Annotated in this window: 21 protein-coding genes; 12 read left to right on the top strand and 9 right to left on the bottom strand. The window is 57.9% G+C overall.

The window, feature by feature from the left end; all coding sequences use genetic code 11:
• Positions 1-5 precede the first annotated feature (5 nt).
• The 5 genes from WNY37_RS15775 to WNY37_RS15795 all read right to left on the bottom strand — a co-directional run bounded on the left by WNY37_RS15775 (position 6) and on the right by WNY37_RS15795 (position 3,694).
• A complete protein-coding gene (locus tag WNY37_RS15775; RefSeq protein ID WP_342974351.1) occupies positions 6-341 on the bottom strand; it encodes a YegP family protein in 336 nt (111 codons plus the stop codon).
• Between the two features lie 91 nt (positions 342-432).
• The gene (locus tag WNY37_RS15780; protein ID WP_342974352.1) at positions 433-597 is read right to left on the bottom strand and encodes a DUF2474 domain-containing protein; all 165 of its coding nucleotides are present in this window, start codon (positions 595-597) and stop codon (positions 433-435) included.
• Complete coding sequence (gene cydB / locus WNY37_RS15785) at positions 590-1,630, bottom strand: cytochrome d ubiquinol oxidase subunit II (protein ID WP_342974353.1); 1,041 nt, start codon at positions 1,628-1,630, stop codon at positions 590-592. The genes WNY37_RS15780 and cydB overlap by 8 nt, the downstream gene beginning before the upstream one ends.
• Positions 1,631-1,640: 10 nt before the next feature.
• A complete protein-coding gene (locus WNY37_RS15790) occupies positions 1,641-3,059 on the bottom strand; it encodes a cytochrome ubiquinol oxidase subunit I (protein ID WP_342974354.1) in 1,419 nt (472 codons plus the stop codon).
• A 125-nt stretch (positions 3,060-3,184) separates the two neighbouring features.
• A complete protein-coding gene (locus WNY37_RS15795) occupies positions 3,185-3,694 on the bottom strand; it encodes a hypothetical protein (RefSeq protein WP_342974355.1) in 510 nt (169 codons plus the stop codon).
• Positions 3,695-3,881: 187 nt separating this feature from the next.
• Here WNY37_RS15795 and WNY37_RS15800 point away from each other — a divergent pair, with 187 nt between their 5' ends.
• Positions 3,882-4,502: an HAD family hydrolase gene (locus tag WNY37_RS15800; protein WP_342974356.1), complete on the top strand. Its 621-nt coding sequence runs from the start codon at positions 3,882-3,884 to the stop codon at positions 4,500-4,502.
• A gap of 43 nt (positions 4,503-4,545) precedes the next feature.
• Here the strand turns inward: WNY37_RS15800 and WNY37_RS15805 are convergent, their stop codons facing one another.
• A complete protein-coding gene (locus WNY37_RS15805) occupies positions 4,546-7,260 on the bottom strand; it encodes a tetratricopeptide repeat protein (protein ID WP_342974357.1) in 2,715 nt (904 codons plus the stop codon).
• A gap of 163 nt (positions 7,261-7,423) precedes the next feature.
• Here WNY37_RS15805 and WNY37_RS15810 point away from each other — a divergent pair, with 163 nt between their 5' ends.
• The 10 genes from WNY37_RS15810 (at position 7,424) to WNY37_RS15855 (ending at position 14,989) form a co-directional block, all read left to right on the top strand.
• On the top strand, positions 7,424-7,921 hold the full coding sequence (locus WNY37_RS15810; RefSeq protein ID WP_342974358.1) for a hypothetical protein: 498 nt from the start codon (positions 7,424-7,426) through the stop codon (positions 7,919-7,921).
• A 90-nt stretch (positions 7,922-8,011) separates the two neighbouring features.
• Positions 8,012-9,193, top strand: a complete 1,182-nt coding sequence (gene mnmA / locus WNY37_RS15815; protein WP_342974359.1) for a tRNA 2-thiouridine(34) synthase MnmA — start codon at positions 8,012-8,014, stop codon at positions 9,191-9,193.
• A gap of 208 nt (positions 9,194-9,401) precedes the next feature.
• Complete coding sequence (locus WNY37_RS15820; RefSeq protein ID WP_342974360.1) at positions 9,402-9,674, top strand: DUF1153 domain-containing protein; 273 nt, start codon at positions 9,402-9,404, stop codon at positions 9,672-9,674.
• 133 nt (positions 9,675-9,807) lie between these two features.
• Complete coding sequence (locus WNY37_RS15825; RefSeq protein ID WP_342974361.1) at positions 9,808-10,488, top strand: hypothetical protein; 681 nt, start codon at positions 9,808-9,810, stop codon at positions 10,486-10,488.
• Positions 10,485-11,429 carry a FliG C-terminal domain-containing protein gene (locus WNY37_RS15830; RefSeq protein WP_342974362.1) on the top strand — a complete coding sequence of 315 codons (945 nt, stop codon included), beginning with the start codon at positions 10,485-10,487 and terminating at the stop codon, positions 11,427-11,429. Before WNY37_RS15825 ends, WNY37_RS15830 begins: the two co-directional genes overlap by 4 nt.
• Positions 11,426-11,785 carry a hypothetical protein gene (locus WNY37_RS15835; RefSeq protein WP_342974363.1) on the top strand — a complete coding sequence of 120 codons (360 nt, stop codon included), beginning with the start codon at positions 11,426-11,428 and terminating at the stop codon, positions 11,783-11,785. Before WNY37_RS15830 ends, WNY37_RS15835 begins: the two co-directional genes overlap by 4 nt.
• Positions 11,786-11,875: 90 nt before the next feature.
• Positions 11,876-12,136 carry a FliM/FliN family flagellar motor switch protein gene (locus WNY37_RS15840; protein ID WP_342974364.1) on the top strand — a complete coding sequence of 87 codons (261 nt, stop codon included), beginning with the start codon at positions 11,876-11,878 and terminating at the stop codon, positions 12,134-12,136.
• Between the two features lie 143 nt (positions 12,137-12,279).
• Positions 12,280-13,287, top strand: a complete 1,008-nt coding sequence (locus WNY37_RS15845; protein ID WP_342974365.1) for a flagellar biosynthesis protein FlhF-like protein — start codon at positions 12,280-12,282, stop codon at positions 13,285-13,287.
• Position 13,288: 1 nt separating this feature from the next.
• Positions 13,289-14,140, top strand: coding sequence for an AAA family ATPase (locus WNY37_RS15850; protein ID WP_342974366.1), 852 nt, complete (start codon positions 13,289-13,291; stop codon positions 14,138-14,140).
• A gap of 123 nt (positions 14,141-14,263) precedes the next feature.
• Positions 14,264-14,989: a response regulator transcription factor gene (locus WNY37_RS15855; protein ID WP_342974367.1), complete on the top strand. Its 726-nt coding sequence runs from the start codon at positions 14,264-14,266 to the stop codon at positions 14,987-14,989.
• A 72-nt stretch (positions 14,990-15,061) separates the two neighbouring features.
• Here the strand turns inward: WNY37_RS15855 and WNY37_RS15860 are convergent, their stop codons facing one another.
• The 3 genes from WNY37_RS15860 to dnaK all read right to left on the bottom strand — a co-directional run bounded on the left by WNY37_RS15860 (position 15,062) and on the right by dnaK (position 19,304).
• Positions 15,062-15,772, bottom strand: coding sequence for a DUF1353 domain-containing protein (locus WNY37_RS15860; protein ID WP_342974368.1), 711 nt, complete (start codon positions 15,770-15,772; stop codon positions 15,062-15,064).
• 146 nt (positions 15,773-15,918) lie between these two features.
• A complete protein-coding gene (locus tag WNY37_RS15865; RefSeq protein WP_342974369.1) occupies positions 15,919-17,316 on the bottom strand; it encodes a mechanosensitive ion channel family protein in 1,398 nt (465 codons plus the stop codon).
• A gap of 74 nt (positions 17,317-17,390) precedes the next feature.
• Entirely contained in the window at positions 17,391-19,304 is a 1,914-nt protein-coding gene (gene dnaK / locus WNY37_RS15870; protein WP_342974370.1) for a molecular chaperone DnaK, read from the bottom strand.
• Between the two features lie 332 nt (positions 19,305-19,636).
• Between dnaK and WNY37_RS15875 the strand changes: the two genes are divergently transcribed.
• The gene (locus WNY37_RS15875; protein WP_342974371.1) at positions 19,637-20,623 is read left to right on the top strand and encodes an OmpA family protein; all 987 of its coding nucleotides are present in this window, start codon (positions 19,637-19,639) and stop codon (positions 20,621-20,623) included.
• The last annotated feature ends 14 nt before the right edge of the window (positions 20,624-20,637 follow it).

Consider the following 20,637-nt stretch of genomic DNA (forward strand, 5'->3'; position numbering starts at 1 on the left):
CACACTCAGGCCGTCTGGTCTTCAACTTTCGCGTCGGCCGCATTCTTCATGACAGATTGCACGCCATTGTCGCGGCCCGACTCGGTTTTGTAGGTCTGCGAGGTGCCGACAACCTGGCCATTCGATGCTTTCACGTTGAACATGAATTTGTCCGCACCAGCCGATTTCTTTTCAAACCGCGCTTCATTGGCCGAATTCGTCTTGACGGACTCGATGCCTTTTACGGCGCTGGCGTGCTGCTTGTAGCCCTCGCTCGTCAGGATGATCTCGCCATTGCCGGCCTTGAGACGGAAGCGAAACTCACCCGCCTTGTCTTTAAAGAGCTCGAATTTAGCTGCCATGTTCTGTTCCTTTTACTACAGATCGCAGGAATTGATCCTTATCCGGGATCGCTCCGCTCGCGGCCAAAGTCAAGTTGGCGGGCGACCGCCATCATGTCTCCAGAAACAGGAGCCCGCGCAGGGCATAGGCCACCACAGCGACAACAATCACGCTCGCCGCCGCGAGGCCGACAAACCAGAGGAGCCTCTTGCCGATGGGACGCTGCGATGCGCCCGTTTCGTCCGGGCCTTCGGGCTCGAGCAGCCCCTTAATCATGATAAGCCTCTTCCGGATCGACCTTGCCCCAGAAGAGTGAGTAGACATAGGCGGTATAGATCAGGATGACCGGCAACATGATGGCGGCGCCGACCAGCATCAGGCCCAGTGCATTGTCTCGCGCGGCTGCTTCCCAGACGGTGACTTCGAATGGCACCAGATTCGGGAACAGGCTGACCGCCAGGCCGAGGAAACCGGACAGGAAAATACCGACAGAGAAAAGATAGGGCCGCCAGTCGGGCGCGTGGACATGAAGCATCAGGTCGCGCGCCGCGAGGATCACCATTACGAGACCAAAGATCGGAATCGGAGACAGCGGCAGAAGCTTGCCCAGCTCCATATGGGCCATCGAAAAGCCCCAGCGTTCCGTCACGCGCGGGTCAATCGACAGCGTCGCGAGACTGACCGCGGCAAAACAGACACCGACAGCAATCAGCGCCATCAAAGCCCGCTTGCGCGCCCGTTTCTGGACCTCGCCTTCCGTCTTCAGGATCAGCCAGCAAGCGCCCAGAAGGACGTAGCCGATGGCCACCGAGACAGCGACAAGGAGCGAGAAAGGCGTCAGCCAGTCAAGCGGCCCGCCTGCAAAGGACCGGCCTTCCACCGTCACGCCCTGGATGAACCCGCCAAGGATCAGCCCCTGCGCCAGCGCAGCCGCCAGTGATCCGCCAAAGAAGGCCCCATTCCAGAAGAGCCGTGTCGGTTTTCGCACGGCCTTATGCCGAAACTCAAAGGCCACACCGCGGAAAATGAGGGCCGCGAGCATCAGCAGGACTGGCAGATACAAGGCCGGCATCAGAATGGCGTAGGCCAGCGGAAACGCAGCAAACAGGCCGCCCCCGCCGAGGATCAGCCAGGTCTCGTTCCCATCCCAGACCGGCTCGATGGTCGCCGTCATCAGATTGCGTTCGTCATCGTCCTTGGCAAGGCCGGTGAGAATGCCGATGCCGAGGTCCATGCCATCGAGCAGGACGTACAGCATCACCGCTGTCGCAATCAGAAAAGACCAGATAAGCGGAAGATCGAGTTCCATCGGAGCGCCCCTATTCTGCCGGCTTTGGATCGGGTGTTGGCATTTCAGCCTTGTCGTCGACAGAGCCGAGCGGGCTGCCAGGCGCGCGATGTTCGCGTTCTGGCGGATCGGTCGGATCATCGCCAAAGCCTCGCGTCGCAATCCGCGCCATGTAGACCGTGCCGGCCGTAAAGACGATCGCATAGACGATCATGAAGATCAGCAGCGACGTCGCCACCTGGCCGGTCGTGACGGGCGCCACGCTGTCTTCCGTCCGCAGGAAGCCATAGACAGTATAGGGCTGACGGCCGACTTCAGCCGAGATCCAGCCTGTCAGCACCGCGATAAAGCCAAGCGCGCCCCCGGGGACAGCCAGCATGTGGAAGACACCCGGCTTGTCGATACGGTTCCGCCACCACAGGACGGCGCCCCAGATACCAAGCAGCAGCATACCGAGTCCGGCGCCAACCATGATGCGGAACGCCCAGAAAACGATAAAGACCGGTGGGCGATCTTCTTCGGCGAAGTCCTTGAGGCCCTTGAGCGGCCCCTCGGCACCCGCGAACAGGTAAGGGCTGGTTCCGGGAATTGTCAGTTCAGCGATGTTGCGTTCGTTTTCTTCGTCCGGAATGGCAAACAGCGTTGTGCCCTGGACATCACGCGTTTCCCACCAGCCTTCCATCGCCGCAACCTTGGCCGGCTGATACTCGTGCGCCACCTCGCCAGACCAGTGCCCGGCCCAGATTTGCAGCGGCATGAGAAGGGTTAGCGTCCCTGCCGCCATCCGGATCTGCCACCGGGTCGGCTCGCTGGAATGCTTGCGGATGACCTGCCACGCACCGGCCGCCATGACCACGGCTGCCGTCGTGATAAAGGCGGCGAGCATCATGTGGACGTAACGGGACGGGAAGCTCGGATTGAAGATCACCGCCCACCAGTCCGTTGCGTAAAAGTTACCCGTTTCCGGGTCCGTCGCAAAGCCGACCGGCGTCTGCATCCAGCTATTGGCCGAAAGAATCCAGAAGGCCGAAATCGTCGTGCCGAACGCAACGGCGCAGGTCGCGATAAAGTGGAGCTTGTTGCCCACGCGCTTCCAGCCAAACAGCATCACACCGAGGAATGTCGCTTCCAGGAAGAAGGCGGTCAGCACCTCATAGCCAAGCAATGGCCCGATCACGCTGCCAGCCTTGTCTGAAAACACCGACCAGTTCGTTCCGAACTGATAGGACATCACCACACCGGACACCACGCCCATCGCAAAGGCGAGCGCAAAGATCTTGATCCAGTGAAGGTAGAGCCGCTTGAAGACGTCCCGTTTGGTCCACAACCACAGCCCCTCGCAAACAGCCAGGAAAGCAGCCAGGCCAATCGTGAAGGCCGGGAATAGAATGTGAAATGATACAACGAATGCGAACTGCAGCCGCGACAGGATTAAGGCGTCCAGTTCCATACACAGCCTCCACCGAATATTTCAGTACCCTAAGTACATTCGCCCCAGCTTACAAATCAGGCATCCGGACGCGCGTCAGGATGGCGCAATCTCATTCGCCCAGATGCCGAAACCCGCTGTTCAAGCTACGGAAACAGCTTGTCTGCTTCATCCACGCCGAGCGCGGCATGAACGCAAAGGCGGGTAATATGCAGCTGCACCGAAAGCGTGCGCATGGCGTGCTCCATGCGCACGGACTTGTGCGACAAGCCGCTCTTCAGCCAGCTGCGCTCCACGAGATTGATGCGGCAGCTATCGGGTCCAGTCGAGGTGAGCGTATAATCTCGCCTGTTCTTGATAACCGCACTCAGCGGTTCGTCGCTTTCGAAGCGGGTTTCCAGACTGATGCTGGACGGCCACTGAAAGTCGATGACATCGAACACGTATACAATGTCCGGATTGACGGGATTGGTCGCCCGAAACCGCCCCATGCATCCAACCGGTTCTTGAAGAAACAGGAATCCGCGCTCCCGAAACGCATTGCCAGGCGCCGAAAAATCAAGAAGCTCAAACAGGCGCTCGATTGGCGCATCTGCCGTCTGCTCAACCTCGACCTTTACGGCTCCTTCTGACTGGAGCTGACGCGCAAAATTCATGGAGTGGTCTCCCTCGCCCAAGCGATCGCCATTTTCGTTAATCTGTCTTTCCGCTGGTTTGCGGAATTGTTTGAAATTTGATCGAACGGCACCGATCGCTGCTTTTCGCGGATGAAAGCTTCGTCACAAACAGACCTCAGCAAGTCCGTGGTTGAGCCCATCACGGCACGCGGCTAACAGTGTCGCCATGCCCCGATACAAACTCATAGCCTGGGATTTTGACGGCGTTCTCAATGCCAATATTGAGGATGGCATCTTCACCTGGATGAAGACTTTCAACGAAGACACCGGACTGTCCGTGCAATCGCTCGCGACCTATCTGTTCAATGGTCGCTTCCAGCAGGCCATGATTGGGCAGGCGGACCTTCATGAACTGGTTGGCGAGTGGGCAGAGACCGAAGGTATTCCCCACCGCGCCGGCGAAGTGATCGACTACTGGTTCGACAAGGACCACATCCCGGATGAGCAGACCCTTGCCATCGTCCGCAAGGCGCGCGCTGCCGGGATCACAAACGTCATTGCCACCAATAATGAAGTCTACCGGGCCGACTGGATCGAGGAACAGGGCTTCGGTGAACACATGCACACCGTGTTCGCCGCCGGCCGCATGTGCCTCGCCAAGCCGGACCTCGCCTACTTCGCCCATATAGAAGAGGCGATGGGCTGCACCGGCCGCGAGATCATCCTCGTCGACGACATGGAAGAGAACGTGCTCGCCGCCCGCGACCATGGCTGGGATGCCTTCCACTTCAAACCCGGCTGCCATGACGCGCTTGTCAGGGCGATCGGGCTGCCGGCAACCGCCTAGGCACCAGCAGCATCGAGGCGCGAGAAGACAGCCTTCGCCGCGCCTAAAGCTGCTGGCTCGTTCTCGCCACCAGCTTTGGGTCGCTCTGAATGGCAATCAGTTCATCAACAATGGCCTGGAGTGCGTCGACATCATCGGGAGTGTGCTTGCCTGCGAGAATGCGCTGTCTGAGTACTGCAGCAGGAAGCAAAAGATCCCAACGTGTTGCTGGAGACGCAATCTCCAGCAAGTCCCGGCGCACCCCCCCAAGGATAACGCCGGCTTCATCAACACAGCCGGTTTCCAGACAGATGACCGAAAGATGATAGTCTAGCAGATGCACGCCGGCATAATCTTCACCTACCGACGCTGCAAAACCGTCCCGAGCCGCGCGAATAGCGCGAGCAGCCTCTGCATATTTCTCGGCTTCAACGAGTGTAATCCCTTCGTTTGCCAGATAAGCCAGACACTGCATGTGCTGCTCTCCATGGGAGGCGCACACACTCTCACGCAGACGAGTAAAAATCTCCGCAGCCTCAGTCCATCGCGCAAGATCGCCATACAGGACACCAAGGTCGTTCATGGCTTTCAGGGTCTGTGATCCGTCGGGCCCAAATATCGCCTCCAGTTCGCTGACGGCCTCAAGAATTGTCTTCTCGGCGAGTTCATCCTGCCGATTATACATGTAAGTGGCTCCGAGAAGGCTCTTGGCGCTGGCCAGCTCCCACTCTTCTAACACACCATCGGCGTAGGGTGGCTCAAGCAGTGGTTCCAGCAGCGAAATCCCAAGGTCGTGCTGTTCTGTCCGGCTGTACACCTGAGCAAGATTACGCATGATCACAGAACGCATGGTGAGGTTTTCGGCATTTTCCTCGTCGAGCACCTCCAATGCGGTCTCGAACCAGTAACGGGCGTCTTCAATCTGGAGTTCCAGCAAGGCGAGCCGGCCTTTGGAGTGCGCATGGCGAAACCGCACCACCCCCTCAAATTCGCCTCCGGACGCTTCCTCGGCGCGCTTCAGAACATCCGCAGCGGCGTCAAATTCAGAGTTCCGCACGAGTGCGTCTGCCAGGTCGAAACGAGCGGTTTGCACTTGCGGACTGGAAGGCGGGTAGAGGCTTTCCGACAATGTCAGCGCCTTTTGATATGCTGACGCGCTTTCAGAAAAGCGCCCTAGCCCGCTTTCGACGCGTCCCAGCGTTTGCAAAAGGTATATCTGTGTTTCGCTATCATCGGCATAGATCTCCGGCATGATGTCACTGGCACGGGACAATGCATCCGCAACGGTCTGTTCTGGCGAGCCACCTTGTGTTCTGGGATCACCGCTGACCAGGATTTCTGTCAGAAATCTATTGGATGCTTCCACCCGCTGGCTGCTAACACGCAGCTTCTCATTCGCTTGATTTGCTGACCAGGCGAAGCTCGTCGACCCGACAAGCGCAACAATGAGAGCGCAGGCTGTTGAGACGATCCACGGTCGTTGTGCGCGTATGCGTCTGAGTTTCGCATCCGCTTCCTGTGAAAGAGTTTCGAGTTCGAGCTGGTCCTGCCATTCCCGCTCGTGCTTCCAGAAATGTGTCAGCTGGTCTGCCAACTGGCCGGCAGACCGTAACCTCAATTCGGCATCGCCGCGCACCGCTGCAGCAATAAACTCTCGCAACAATGGATGCTCGATATCGCTTTCCCAACCGGATGCGAGCGGCTTGTCTATATCTCCAGCCATAATCTGGTAGACGATAATCCCTAGAGAGTAGATGTCTCCGAGCGTGCTGGACGGCTGACCACGCATCCGTTCGGGTGCCATATAGACCGGCGTTCCGTGTTCGGGGTTTTCCTGAATATCAACGGTAAGGCCCATCATGGTGAGATTGGCCTGATCAAGAGCCTTCCTGTCGGTCAATCGGCTACTGCCAAGATCAATTAGTTTGATCTGATGTTTGTCCTCGTCATTGCCCGGCGCCGGTGAAATCACGATGTTCGAGGGCTTGAGGTCGCCGTGTAAAATCCCGAGTTCATGAATTCTGGCGACCGCTGATACAACGTTTCCCGATAGGGCAATCCGCTCCACAAAAGTCAGTTCGGAAAGCCGGTTGTTGTTGCGCGCCCATTTCTGGAAGTCCTCGCCGGCAACTTCGCATTCGATGAAGAACGGTTCGGTTTCGAAATTCCAGTCGATGATCTCTGCAATCGGCAGAGGGTCCGTCAATGACTCCTTTGCAAGCCGGAACAGCGTGACCTCGCGTTTCAGCGAAGAAAGCGCCTCACCGGAACTCGCAAACTTGAAGATGCGCTGTTCACCCGTTTTGGCATGCTGGGCCATCCAGACTTCGCGATCGGACTGAGACGACAGCTGCGATGCCAGCAACCAGTTGGAGCGCTGCGGAACAGCCTGACCTTGCTGAAACTCGTAAGCGCTGTGCAGCTTCCTGCCGACAGCCTGACGCTCAATGGGTCCCAGGAATCGATAGCCAATCCGTGGGTGTGTTACGATCCGCTGTGCCGCGTCCTCTCCGAGAGCCTTTCGCAACTTTGCTATGGCGTTTGGCAAGACGTTTTCGACCGTAATGACGCCGGGCCAAACGGCCTCAAGAAGCTCATCCTTCGTGAGGACCTCGTCGACATTTTCGACGAGCACCCGAAGCAAATGCAAAGGTGTACGCTCGACGTCAACTTGCTCGCCAGCCCGTTTCAAGGTCATGGCGGCAACGTCAAAAATAAGATCAGCAAAACGGTAACGATACTGAATGGCCTCAGAACGTTCCGATCTCATATCACTCATATCACCTCGTTAGAGTTTCGTTATTGCGCCGTTAGGACTTGTCTGCCGAGCACTGCGATTGATGCAAGCCTTAATCGGCAACCGATAAGGCGAGACGCTCAAATGAACGCCTCCCAGAGCCAGTTGATTGCCGATCTGACGCTTTACGGGAAAGGCAATAGACATGGCGTTCAAGAAAAAGTTCGACTTCAGGAGAGGCACCGTTATTTCATCTCAGCGAATGAGCGAGACTCATGTCTCAGGAGGCGGACATCATTCAATTAGCTCTCACACCTCCCATTGGTCAGAGCTCAGGGTCAAATGGGACAATGGTTCGCAGAGTGATGTCAATGTATCCGGGAAGTACTCTCCGGGCGACCAGGTCGCTGTCCTGTGGTATGGCAAAAAGAAGGTTGGCGACAAGAACATCACCACCGGGTCGTATTGGTCCAAACGGAACAAATTCAACCCGGTGGGCTCGTTCTTTTTCTGGTTATTCTTTTCGATTGTCGTGATTATCGGTCTGGTGGCTTCGGCATTTTTGGGCCCTTTGGCCATCTTCGCCTGGGGCTTCATTGGATGGGCAGCTTATGCGGTCAATGAAGTCATGACCGTACATCGCCAAACATGGAAAATACTTTCGCTGATCGACGGTGAAACGCAAAGCGTCGAGAGTCTCTGACTTGAAACGCTGACAATACTCTCCAGCGGCGTTATATGCCCAAGCATACGAAACCTTTGCACGGGCCCTTGAACCCGCTGGAGAGCTAAAATGAAGACCGTCAATCAGAGCGCCCCGACGGGCGAGCTCAATTCGCTTGGCTTTGCCAAACCCCCATCCGAAACGCGCGTCGTCGCTGCCATGTCTGGCGGTGTCGACAGCTCTGTTGTCGCCGCGATGCTGGCCGATGAAGGCTATGACGTCGTCGGGATCACACTTCAGCTCTACGATCATGGCGCGGCCATCGAGAAGAAGGGCGCCTGCTGCGCGGGTCAGGACATCCACGATGCCCGCAATGTCGCCGACCAGATCGGCATCCCGCATTACGTGCTCGACTATGAGAGCCGGTTCCGCGAACAGGTGATGGAAGATTTCGCCGACACTTATCTCGCCGGCTCAACGCCCATTCCGTGCATTCGCTGTAACCAGACGGTTAAATTCTCCGATCTCCTCGCGACCGCGAAGGAGCTTGGCGCTGACTGCCTTGCGACCGGACATTATATAAGACGGGTCGATACCGAGAACGGGCCGGAGCTCCACCGCGCCGCTGACCCGTCGCGTGACCAGTCCTACTTTCTCTTCGCGACCACGCATGAGCAGCTCGACTATCTGCGCTTCCCGCTCGGCAACCTTCCGAAGACCGAAGTTCGCGTGCTTGCAGAAAAGTACAAACTACCGGTCGCCGCAAAACCGGACAGCCAGGATATCTGCTTCGTGCCTCAAGGCTCTTATGCGGACGTCGTGAAGAAGATGCGTCCCGGCTCCGGTCGCGGCGGCGATATCGTGCACCTTGATGGGCGCGTGCTCGGCCAGCATGAGGGCGTGATCCACTATACGATCGGCCAGCGCCGTGGTCTTGGCGTGGCGACGGGAGAGCCGCTCTTCGTCGTCAGGATCGACGCCGCCTCGCGCCAGGTCATCGTGGGCCCGCGCGAAGCCTTGCTGACGGCTGGCCTCACAATGGAAGAGCTGAACTGGCTTGGCGACGGCACGCTGAAGGAAGCCTGCGACGCCGCCCAGCCGGTTCTTGCACGTGTAAGGTCCACAAGAGAACCGCTGCCCGCAAAGCTTGGATGGCACGAAAATAAACCTGCAGTGTATTTCACGCTACCCGAAGAGGGGGTCGCCAAGGGTCAGGCGTGCGTGCTGTACGAATTGTCATCTAAAAATCGTGTAATGGGCGGAGGTTTTATTGCGTCCACAATTCCGGCGGATGAGCGCGTTTCGGCCTGAATCTGCATGATTCTGTGCAGATCCGGCACACTTGCCCCATGCCGGGACAGGTTTGCGAACACGGATTTAACACGTCCGGGAAGAACGTTTTCAATTTTCATGAAAACTCACAAATCTCGCTGAAATCTGATTTAACACGCGTGCTGTAGAACCATTTTTATAGGCGCAGAAGCGTCTTCGGTATCAACCGCTAAGAATGGTGGAACTCATGGCGCAGCAGAATGCGAGAACTTTGAGCGTAAAAGGGCCTGACGGCCTTCCAATGACCCGGGAAGATCTCCCGCCCCCCGGAATTAGCCGCTGGGTGACTCGCCGCAAGGCCGAAGTCGTCGCGGCTGTCCGGGGGGGACTTCTTTCCCGAAAGGAAGCGTGCGATCGCTACGCCCTGACGGAAGAAGAACTGAACGGGTGGTACAAACTTTACGACAAGCACGGCACCAAAGGCCTGCGCACCACACGTCTACAACAATATCGCGCCTGATCCCCTTCGGCATCTGGCACTCCATCGCGGCTCCTCGACACCAACGTTAAAGCGCCGTTTACGCTGATAGAGCATTTTGCGTTCAGACCCTGCCACTGATTTCAGGTGGCACCCTGTAGCGGAAAAAGGCTTCATGTCAGCGACTAAGTCCAACATGCCCGGAGGCACGCGGCTCGCCTTGCTCGCAGCGCTGGCGATCACCGCGTGCCTCTTCGCATGGCGGTCCAACAGCTTCCTGACCGATCATCGCCTTGATCGCAGCGAACTGACCCCGGCCCAGGCCGAACTCACCAATCTGCTCGAACCGGTTCTCGGCCGCGGCGACGTGCGCGTCGCCATCCATCAGGCCGCTGATGGCGGACAGAGCTTCCTGATCCTGGTCAATCGACCCAAGGAAGCCTTTGCCATCGATCCGCAGAAATATGATCAGGTCTCGATGATCCTGGACGCCGCCGCCGGCTATGATGCCAGCGTCGACAGACTGCAGATCCAGCCGATTGTATTTGCGTCGGGCCTGTCTGGCGGATTTTCAGCGGGTCAGCTCATCGAACTTGGCGGATTGCTCGTTATAGGCGGGTTGCTGGCCTTCCTTCTATTGACCAACAGGCAGGAGCAGCCGGTTGCCGCGCCCGCTTCACCGCGCGTCGACCTGCCCGCAAATGATACGCCTCGCCTACACGCAAAGCAGGTTCCAGACCTTCCGGCCAACAATGACAGCGCCGCCGAAGCCCGCCGGATTGCACGTGAGAATCCGCAGGAAACGGCAAAAATCATTAGAAGCTGGATCAATTCCAGCGAGGATGGAGGCTCATGAGCCTGCCAGCACTAATTTCTGACCACCGCTCTGCTTACGGACGCGGCGTCGCCCGCGCCGCCCGATTGATGAATGCGCTTGGGCCTGCCGCCGCAGGTGTCTGGGCAGAATTGTCGCCTGAGGAAGCCGACCAGCTCAGCGTCGCCATGAATACGCCTGCACCCTATCGAACCGACACCGGTGAGGCCGACGATGCGGCTGACTTTGTCCGCAGCTACATGGCCCATCCAGTCCAGGCGGAGTCGTCACCAGCCAATTCCGTCTGGTCCCGTCTCAGCCAGCTCGCCCCTGAGCATATCGCCCGCAGCTTTGAGCAGGAAAACCCGCAGGTCATCGCCGTAATCCTGTCCCGTCTCGCGCCTGACGCGGCCGCAAACACTGTGCGCGCCCTTCCACGCGAAACGGCGACCGCTGCCCTTCAACGCCTGCTCCACCTCGGCCGAATCCGCAAAGAAGCCATGCAGGTGATCGAGCTTGCGGTCGGCGACCTCATTGCCTCTGGCTCCGGCACTTCCAGCAATGACGGTCATGAAGCCGTCGCACGTATATTCGACGAACTGGATGGCCGCGGCGAAAGCGGTCTCCTGGCCTCTCTCGACCAGAACGAGCCTGGCAGCGGACAGCGTATCCGCGCCCTGATGTTTACCTTTAACGACCTGGCAGGTCTCACTCCGGCCGCCATCCAGACCATTCTGTCCTCTGTTGATCGCTCTGTTCTGGCGATTGCGCTGAAGGGCGCTCGGGCGCCCGTTCGAGATGCGTTTCTGCGCAATATGACCAAGCGTGCAGGCGATCTTCTCCTGACTGAAATAGACGCCATGGGCCCGGTCCGCCGCGCCGAAATTGAAGACGCACGCCAGGATATCACACGGCTCGCCCGGACCCTCGCCAAGCGCGGAGACATTCTCTCTGCCAACGACCAGGATGAGCTTGTCGAATGAGCCAATCAAAGCGCACCACCGTCACGCCCTTCGGCTTTCGCAGCGATTTCTCCGCGCCGGAAGACGCCCAGCAGGAGACCCGCATCTCCATCAGCGTCGCCGAGCTAGCCGCCCTCCTGGAAGACACACGTCAAAGCACGGCGGCCCTCATCCGCAATGAGCAGGTCGAACAGCAGGCCGAAGCGATCCGCAGCACGACTCAACAGCTAAAAGCAGCGCTGGCGCAGATTATAGACCTCGCCGAAACACTTGAAAGAATTGATCTTTCTGAAGCCGACCGCCAAGACATCAACACGCAGGTCAGCCGGATCGCATCAGAAATGATTGACGGCCAGGGCAATCTTTTCCAATCCTGAGGCATAGATTTTCCGGGCAGGACGATAATGTTCATTTCCCGGAAACCATTCAGCGCGAGGCTTGTGATTCGCTGCTACGGAGACCCGGACATGACGAATAACCGCGCACTCGAATCCAGCCTGATGGATGTGCCAGTCCGCGTGGATGTCGTCCTGGGCGAGGCCCGCATGCCGATCGAAACGCTGCTCAATCTCGGCCCGAGCGAAATCGTGGCGCTCGAAAAGAAAACCAATGAGCCTGTCGATATCTATGTCTCGGACCGGCTCATGGCACGTGGCCGCCTGGTCGTCTCAAACGGCGAGCTCGGTGTTAAGCTTTCCGAGATCGTGGACGAAAAGCACGCGGCCTGATAGGCTTTTGAAATTGCCGGATGCTCGATAGCTGCAGGCTATCCACAGTTCTTTCGCATAGATTTCCGACTCCCTAACAAATCAACAGATTTCGTTAACCTTTCCGCGCCAAGGTGTGATTCCAGAAGTGGAGTTTATTGCCCATGCGCATGAAAATGTTCGCAGCTGAGAGTTTCGAAGCCGCCAAGGCGGCGATCTTTGCCGAAATGGGCGAAGATGCGATTATCCTGTCTGAGCGTGAAGTACCTGGTGGCGTGGAAGTTCGCGCCGCGACCGACAAACTTGGCGGCGGCATGGTCCCGAGTGAGCCACGCTTCCTGACACGGATGCACGCCAATAACGGTCATGGCCGCGCGAACGAGAACCCGCTTCGCAACCGGGTCCGCGACGCCCTCCTCTGGCATGGCGCTCCACAAAGATTTGCAGACCGCGTTGCTGACGCCGGCGCACCGTTGAGTGCCAAGTCTAAAGACCCGTCCGAAATCATGGCATCGGGCCTCGACGCCCTTATTACCTGTGATCCGATACCGGCAATGCCGACGCGCGACATCCTGCTGGTCGGTCCGCCCGGACATGGCCGCACGGCAACCGCAGCGAAAATGACCCGCCGCGCCGCCGTCACGAATACCGAAATCCTTCCCGTGGCCGCCGACCTCGATGCGACAGCTGGCGGTGCCCAACTGGCCGCTTATCTCGAACTCGAGCAGCGCCAGATCCGTTCGGCCAGCACGCCGGACACTCTTTTCGAACTGCTTCGCGGCGCCCGCAAGGACGGCTATCGCTGCGTTATCGACCTGCCGGCGATTGTCCCCTTCGATGAAGAAGACATGGCCAGCCTTAAAGATCTGATCGCCGTTATCGACGCCGAACCGGTTCTCGTCATCTCGGCAGAAGGCCACCCCGACGACCAGGCAGAAGCTGCGCGTGCCTTCGCCGATGTTGGTGTGCGCCGCGCAATCGTTACCAAGCTGGATGTGACCCGCAGACGCGGCGGCATTGTTGCAGCGCTATCGAACGCTGGCATCGCCTTCTCACATCTTGCCGTGACCCCGTTTATTGGCGGCGGGCTCGTCCCGGCTGCCCCAGCACGGCTATCGAAAATACTGCTGGAAGAAGCTCCGGCAGACATCGCTTTGAGAGGAGCTGCTTGATATGAGCTTCATGCTTCCAAAATCCATGGACAGGCCATCGGATACGCCAGGCAAACGCACGCCTGCGCGTGTCCAGCCCGGTTCCATAATCGCCGTCGCGTCCGGAAAGGGTGGCGTCGGCAAGACATTCATGTCCATCACGCTTGCCAGCGCCATGGCGCAGGCCGGCCAACGGACCCTGCTCGTCGATGGTGACCTTGGTCTCGCAAACGTCGACGTCCAGCTCGGTATCGCACCCGAGACGGACCTCGCAGCCGTCGTCGCAGGCTGGATCGAGCTTGAAGACGCTGTCATCAATGTCGATGGCGGCGCTGGCCAGGGCGGATTTGACGTTCTTCCGGGCCGCTCTGGTTCCGGCACACTGGCAGAGCTCGACACCGACGAGGTGTCACGCCTGACAGCAGGCATCTCGGCCCTCTCTCTCCAGTACGACAAGATCATTCTCGACCTCGGCGCTGGCATCGAAGCCAACTGCATGCGTCTCGCCCGTTCGGCCGATCGCGCCTTAATGGTTATTACTGACGATCCGGCCTCGATGACGGACGGCTACGCCTTCATCAAGGTCCTTCGCGGTTATGCGCCGGATGTCGAGCAGAGTATCATTATCAACCAGGCGACAACACGCGCCATGGGCCAGCAGACTTACGAGGCTATTGCCCGCGCGTCGAAACAGTTTCTCGGTTTCCGCCCGGCACTTGCCGGGATTGTCATGCGTGATGAGAAGGTCAGGGATGCGATGCGTGCGCAACGGACTCTGATATCCACAGATCCTTCAGCGCAGCCGGTCCAGGACGCGATCGCGATCGCTCAGACTCTTATTGGTAACAGCGGCGGGCAGAACCTTCACTGTTAAGACGTATGAACAAAGTTGGGCAATTTTCTGCCCGCGTTAAATTCTTGGTAATTAACGGTACGTAGATTCACATTGGTTAACAACGCGGCTACGGTTGTCGCTGACTGATTCGGGAGCAAGGAAATGAGAGTTCTTCTAATCGAAGACGACAACTCCGTCGCCCGCAGCATAGAACTGATGCTGAAGGCTGCAGGATTCAATATTTACACCACCGACCTCGGTGAGGAGGGCGTCGACCTCGGCAAAGTGTACGAGTACGATATTATTATCCTCGACCTGTCTCTCCCTGATATCTCCGGCTACGAAGTGCTCAAGCAGCTCCGTATGAGCCGCGTAAATACTCCTGTTCTGATTCTTTCAGGCAATCCAGACATTGAAGCGAAAGTTAAAACGCTCGGTTACGGTGCAGACGATTACCTAACCAAGCCGTTTAACAAAGACGAGCTGATTGCCCGCATCACGGCAATCGTTCGCCGCTCCAAAGGTCACGCTGAAAGCGTCATCCGCACTGGCGAAATCCTGGTCAATCTCGATGCCAAGACCGTCGAAGTCGATGGCGACCGCGTCCACCTGACCGGCAAGGAATACCAGATGTTCGAGCTTCTTTCCCTCCGGAAGGGCACGACGCTGACCAAGGAAATGTTCCTCAACCACCTTTATGGCGGCATGGACGAACCTGAACTGAAGATCATCGACGTCTTCATCTGTAAGCTCCGCAAGAAGCTCGCAAAAGCGACCTCCACCGCCGATAATCCGGGCGGCGAGCACTATATCGAAACCGTCTGGGGCCGCGGCTATGTCCTGCGTGACCCGAAAAAATCGAAAGACGAGGCGCTGGCAGCGGCCTGACGCTCTCTTTCATCCGAACAGTCAGAAAACCCCGGCCAAATGGTCGGGGTTTTTGTTTGAGTGAAAGCCAACCTATGAACTAACTTCAGAAACGCCCACAATGCAGACTGTCAGCGCCCAAAGTTGCGCCCGAAGCTCCGGATCAGGGTCAGGTGCTGCAACAGGACTCTCCCGGAGCCATGCCAGCTGGTACGGAATAGGCTCCAAGCACTTACCGAAGTAGCACTTATTGTAGAAACGAAGCTCTTCCCAATCGCCAAATGGCTTGCTTCCGAAGTTACGGACCGCCCAGTTGACGAACCAGGCATCGCGTTCTTCGACCTCGTAAAACTTCATGATCCCAAGAAGGGCTTGATCGGCTATCGCCCTTTGCTTTTTGTTACCTGCTTCGCCGACCGCATAAAGCCAGTCGTGAATGATTGAAGCAGATAGTGCCTTTTTAGTGCTCCTAGTCAGAGGTCGAGCGAAATCCGGCTTCGAATAAAGGTCGGTTACGAATCCGGCAGGCACTGACACTGATAAAATTTTTCCCCTCGACGGACCTTCAGGGAGTAGAACGCGAAAGTTGTAGGTATCCAGCAAAGCTTGCGCGGCTCTACCATTTTGGTCGTAATCGTCATAATCAATATGAGCAGTCTCGACGTAGTAATCGGCCCCTTGTGAAGACCTGTCGCAACGGTCAGGCTCCAACATCTCTTCTATGTCGGCAACGATGCTGTAGGATGTGAGAAGGTTTGGCAGGGAGTTTAGAGATTTTGATCCCAAGCCCACAGATTCCGGCAAAGAACTACAGCTCGTGCAACTAATCGCAACGAGAACTGACCACTTACGAGCTTGTTCACAAATCCCCAACATGCGGTCGAGAATAAATATATCCTCTAAGATTGTCTACGCACAACCAAAAGATGTTAACGAGTGACAATGAAGGCCTAGCCCTCGCCTTTGCCGCCGCCACCTTCGGCTTCGCCCTTGTCGCCGCCCTCGCCTTCCACGCCTCTTCCCGCAGCGCGCGGCCCTTTGGACGACTTTGACGACTGACGCTTCGACGCGGCCACGCTCTCGCTTTCCTGCGTGTCTGGCACGTCATCATCGTCGCCGCCTTCTGCCTCACCAGAAGACGCATCGGCCGCCTCATCATCCTCGTCAGACGGCGGGGTGAACGCCTCAGGCGCAAACCCATCCGGCATTTTCTCGAAATAGAGAGACCGGCTCGGGAAGGCAAAGCTCGCCCCCTCGTCTTCAACGATCTTCTTGATGTGGAAGGCCAGCTGTTCCTTGATGGCCAGCCACTCGCCCCAGACCGTGGTCTTGGTAAAGCAATAGACCATGATGTTGACCGAGCTGTCGGAGAACTCGTCGACATGGACGAAGGTCGAGACGTCCGCAGCCGGCGCGAAATCGTCACTGTCGGCGATATAGCTCTCAATCGCGCCGCGAATGGCCGCAAGCTGGTCATCGGTCGTGCGATATTCCAGCCCGATCTTCCAGTAGATCCGGCGATGCGTCATGCGCGAGAAGTTGGTCAGCGGATTATCCGCGAGCTTCGAGTTCGGCACATAGACAGGTGCCTTGTCAAAGCGGCGCACGGTCGTCGAGCGGAAGCCCACATCCTCAACCGTGCCCTCGACGACACCGTCCACGAACACCCAGTCCCCTTTGGAGAGGCGGCGTTCGCCGATGATTGTCATCCCGCCAATAAGGTTCTTGAACAGGTCCTGCGCGCCCAGCGCGACAGCGACGGACAGGAGCGACAGCGAGGCAAGGAATGGCAGCACAGGCACGCCCCACACGTCCAGGACCGCCGCACCGCCCACAAAGACGACAATCGCTTTCAGAATACGGCTTATCCAGCCCAGGAACGTCTCGCCGAATATGCGGCGCATGCCTCTGATGAGGAGAAGCAGCGGCGTGATCATCCGGAAGATCGCCCAGAAGATGGCGCCGATGACGATCGATTTGGTGACAGCGATGAAGAAGTCGTCGACTTCGCCTTCCGCCCCCATCGCCTGAGCGGCAAAGAAGATGCCTGCTGAAATCGGCAGCAGCGTCAGAGGCGGCTTGATCGCCTTGACCAGATTGTCATCGAATTTGGTTTGGGTTTTGCCAGCGAGCTTGCCAATTGTTCCCGCAATAATATGCGCGACCAGGCCGCGCACAAGATAGGCCACGAGCAATATGACAATGGCGAGGACACCCCGGCCGATCGGTTGGCCCAGGAAACCGGTGTTGAGGACCTCGTCGACCTGGGTCCAGTAATCCATGAGCGTGGAAATAATACCGAGATCCTCGGTATTTACGCTCTCGCCCTCTTGTGCGCCAAAGATCATACGGTTCGGACCCTTATAGTAAAACGCCCCGCAGAATCTGCGGGGCGCCTGATTTTACATTACGCTACGAAGCTCTAGGCCGACTTGCGGTCGTCGTCCACTTCTTCAAAGTCAGCATCGACGACATCGTCATCACCGTCAGCGGCTGCATCGGCTTTCGCGTCTGACTCAGCCGAATCGGCCTGCTGGCTCGCATAAATGGCTTCGCCGAGCTTCATGGCTGCCGTCATCAGAGCCTGATGCTTGGCCTGGATGTCGGCAAGATCTTCGCCTTCCGCAGCCTTTTTAAGCTCTTCAGACGCTTTCTCGATCTCGGCCTTCACCTCTGCGTCGACCTTGTCGCCATGCTCGGAGAGCTGCTTCTCGGTCTGATGAGCGAGGGCCTCTGCACCATTCTTGGCTTCCACCAGTTCGCGGCGCTTCTTGTCAGCCTCTGCGTTGGACTCGGCGTCCTTCATCATGTTCTTGATTTCATCGTCAGAGAGGCCGCCATTCGCCTGAATGGTGATCTTCTGCTCTTTATTGGTCGCCTTGTCCTTGGCGCTGACCGACACGATGCCGTTGGCGTCAATGTCGAAGGTCACTTCAATCTGCGGGACACCGCGCGGTGCTGGCGGAATGCCTTCCAGATTGAACTGGCCGAGGATCTTGTTGTCGGCCGCCATCTCGCGCTCACCCTGGAAGACGCGGATCGTCACGGCCGGCTGATTGTCTTCAGCGGTCGAGAAGGTCTGACCCTTCTTCGTCGGGATTGTCGTGTTGCGGTCGATCAGACGTGTGAACACACCGCCGAGCGTCTCGATACCGAGCGACAGAGGCGTCACGTCGAGCAGGACAACGTCTTTCACGTCGCCTTGCAGCACGCCGCCCTGGATCGCAGCACCGATGGCCACAACCTCATCCGGGTTCACGCCCTTGTGCGGCTCCTTGCCGAAGAAATCCTTCACGGCAGACTGAACAGCCGGCATGCGGGTCATGCCGCCAACGAGAACGACTTCGTCAATCTCGGAGGTCGACTTACCAGCATCGGCAAGCGCTTTCTTACAAGGATCGATGGTGCGCTTCACAAGGTCCTCGACGAGGCTCTCGAATTTCGCACGGCTGAGCTTGATGTTCAGGTGTTTCGGGCCGGTCTGGTCAGCCGTAATGAACGGCAGGTTCACTTCGTACTGGCTGGCAGATGACAGCTCTTTCTTGGCTTTCTCGGCTTCTTCCTTCAGGCGCTGCAGGGCGAGCTTGTCTTTCGACAGGTCGATGCCCTGGTCCTTTTTGAACTCGGTCACGAGGAAGTCGACGATGCGAAGGTCGAAGTCTTCACCGCCGAGGAAGGTGTCGCCATTGGTCGAAAGCACTTCAAAGACACCATCACCGATTTCGAGGATGGACACGTCGAACGTACCACCACCGAGGTCATAGACGGCGATCGTCTTGTTGGTGTCCTTGTCGAGGCCATAGGCCAGCGCAGCGGCCGTCGGCTCGTTGATGATGCGGAGCACTTCGAGGCCCGCAATCTTGCCGGCATCCTTGGTCGCCTGACGCTGGGCGTCGTTGAAGTAGGCCGGAACGGTAATCACGGCCTGCGTGACCTCGTCGCCGAGATAGGCTTCAGCGGTCTCTTTCATCTTGGTCAGGATGAAAGCGGAGATTTCCTGCGGCGCGTATTCCTTGTCGCGGCCTTTGACCCAGGCGTCGCCATTATTGCCCTTCACGATCTCGAAGGGCGAGATTTCCTTGTCCTTCTGCGCGGTCGGGTCATCGAACTGACGGCCGATCAGGCGCTTGATCGCATAGAACGTAAAGTCCGGGTTGGTGACGGCCTGACGGCGCGCCGGCATACCGATGAGGCGTTCGCCGCCTTCGGTGAAGGCCACAACAGACGGGGTCGTGCGTGCGCCTTCGGAGTTTTCGATGACCTTGGCTTCTCCGCCATCCATGACGGCCACACAACTATTGGTGGTGCCGAGGTCGATACCAATGATTTTTCCCATTTTTATCACTCTCTTGTTTTAGCCGCCGCCGCTTCGCTCTTGGGGCCTGTCGGGCAGCGCCCTGAAACGGCAGCTCTTGGATTGTGAACTGTGCGCCTGCAGGGGCAGACGCGTCTTACTGCTGCGATATGGGAAGGCGATGCGCAGGCTCAAGAGGCTGGCTCACATTTCGGTGAGGTCACTGCGTGAAATCGCTGTAATTCCAGTGTGCAATAAGGACTCGTCCCTATCGGCCGCTCGGTCAGGTCAACACCACGAGTTTTTATGGCCTCACCTATGGTCATAAACCGTTAACCATACTTATATGGGCGCCAGTTCTGTGGGAGGACGCAATGATCAAGCTTTTTCGCGCTGCCATTCTGGCAGCTTCAGTCGCTATAACGCCAGCCATCACGGTCGCTCAGGATATTGACGGCGCCGTCGAACATCCAATGTTCGAGCGCTATCCAGGCCAGGTGATCGCCTGGCAGCACATCGAGAATTACCAGCCCTATACGGTGCCGGTCGGACCGGTGACCGGCTACCGGCGCATCGACGACCTCATCGAGACCGAAGGCCGGCTGACGCGCACCTTCTACAAATATGAAGGGACCGACCGCACCTGGTCTGAAATCTACAAGAACTATCTCGATGCGCTGGAAGCTGAGGACTTCGAGATTCTCGGCAAGGGCATGTCGGCGGACCGGCGCGGCAGTGATGTCGGCTCGCGCACCTGGCAGGAGGTGTATTTTATCCTCGATCCCCTGAGCAAGGGCGGCGAAGCCAACACGATGAAGGCCGGCACATCGACCTCCGGCGGGGCTGGCAGCATCGTCGCGAAGAAGGACCGCGCCGAAGGGACCGCCTATGTCGTGATCACGGTAGAACAGCATGCTGAGGCGTATGTCGGCACACTGATCGACATCGTGGAAGTCGAAGCGGCCGAGACAGGTCTGGTCGTTGTCGATGCCGAAGCCATGGGCTCTGACATTGAGGAATATGGCCGGGTCGTGCTCGACGGCATCGTCTTCGATTTCGACAAGGCAACCCTGAAAGCCGAATCCAAACCGGCTCTCGACGCCATCGCGCAATATCTCAATGCCAATCCGGACAAGAGCTTCTACGTCGTCGGCCACACCGACTCCAAAGGGACGTTTGCCTATAACAGCAAACTCTCCTCAGACCGCGCCATGGCCGTCGCAGACGCCCTCAAACAGGACTATGACATCGCCTCTGACCGCCTCGAGCCCCACGGCGTCGGCCCGCTGTCTCCGGTTTTCTCCAACTCCGGCGACGCCGGCAGAGAGAAGAACAGACGTGTGGAACTGGTGGAGCGGTAGGCAGACCAACTCGC

Origin of the sequence: Henriciella sp. AS95 (assembly GCF_038900055.1) — a bacterium.
In the GTDB taxonomy this organism is placed as follows: Bacteria; Pseudomonadota; Alphaproteobacteria; order Caulobacterales; family Hyphomonadaceae; genus Henriciella.

Bases quoted from the DNA above. Each gene is read 5' to 3' on its own strand.
- WNY37_RS15775 (WP_342974351.1), bottom strand. From the start codon at position 341: ATGGCAGCTAAATTCGAGCTCTTTAAAGACAAGGCGGGTGAGTTTCGC.
- WNY37_RS15780 (WP_342974352.1), bottom strand. From the start codon at position 597: ATGATTAAGGGGCTGCTCGAGCCCGAAGGCCCGGACGAAACGGGCGCA.
- cydB (WP_342974353.1), bottom strand. From the start codon at position 1,630: ATGGAACTCGATCTTCCGCTTATCTGGTCTTTTCTGATTGCGACAGCG.
- WNY37_RS15790 (WP_342974354.1), bottom strand. From the start codon at position 3,059: ATGGAACTGGACGCCTTAATCCTGTCGCGGCTGCAGTTCGCATTCGTT.
- WNY37_RS15795 (WP_342974355.1), bottom strand. From the start codon at position 3,694: ATGAATTTTGCGCGTCAGCTCCAGTCAGAAGGAGCCGTAAAGGTCGAG.
- WNY37_RS15800 (WP_342974356.1), top strand. From the start codon at position 3,882: ATGCCCCGATACAAACTCATAGCCTGGGATTTTGACGGCGTTCTCAAT.
- WNY37_RS15805 (WP_342974357.1), bottom strand. From the start codon at position 7,260: ATGAGTGATATGAGATCGGAACGTTCTGAGGCCATTCAGTATCGTTAC.
- WNY37_RS15810 (WP_342974358.1), top strand. From the start codon at position 7,424: ATGGCGTTCAAGAAAAAGTTCGACTTCAGGAGAGGCACCGTTATTTCA.
- mnmA (WP_342974359.1), top strand. From the start codon at position 8,012: ATGAAGACCGTCAATCAGAGCGCCCCGACGGGCGAGCTCAATTCGCTT.
- WNY37_RS15820 (WP_342974360.1), top strand. From the start codon at position 9,402: ATGGCGCAGCAGAATGCGAGAACTTTGAGCGTAAAAGGGCCTGACGGC.
- WNY37_RS15825 (WP_342974361.1), top strand. From the start codon at position 9,808: ATGTCAGCGACTAAGTCCAACATGCCCGGAGGCACGCGGCTCGCCTTG.
- WNY37_RS15830 (WP_342974362.1), top strand. From the start codon at position 10,485: ATGAGCCTGCCAGCACTAATTTCTGACCACCGCTCTGCTTACGGACGC.
- WNY37_RS15835 (WP_342974363.1), top strand. From the start codon at position 11,426: ATGAGCCAATCAAAGCGCACCACCGTCACGCCCTTCGGCTTTCGCAGC.
- WNY37_RS15840 (WP_342974364.1), top strand. From the start codon at position 11,876: ATGACGAATAACCGCGCACTCGAATCCAGCCTGATGGATGTGCCAGTC.
- WNY37_RS15845 (WP_342974365.1), top strand. From the start codon at position 12,280: ATGCGCATGAAAATGTTCGCAGCTGAGAGTTTCGAAGCCGCCAAGGCG.
- WNY37_RS15850 (WP_342974366.1), top strand. From the start codon at position 13,289: ATGAGCTTCATGCTTCCAAAATCCATGGACAGGCCATCGGATACGCCA.
- WNY37_RS15855 (WP_342974367.1), top strand. From the start codon at position 14,264: ATGAGAGTTCTTCTAATCGAAGACGACAACTCCGTCGCCCGCAGCATA.
- WNY37_RS15865 (WP_342974369.1), bottom strand. From the start codon at position 17,316: ATGATCTTTGGCGCACAAGAGGGCGAGAGCGTAAATACCGAGGATCTC.
- dnaK (WP_342974370.1), bottom strand. From the start codon at position 19,304: ATGGGAAAAATCATTGGTATCGACCTCGGCACCACCAATAGTTGTGTG.
- WNY37_RS15875 (WP_342974371.1), top strand. From the start codon at position 19,637: ATGATCAAGCTTTTTCGCGCTGCCATTCTGGCAGCTTCAGTCGCTATA.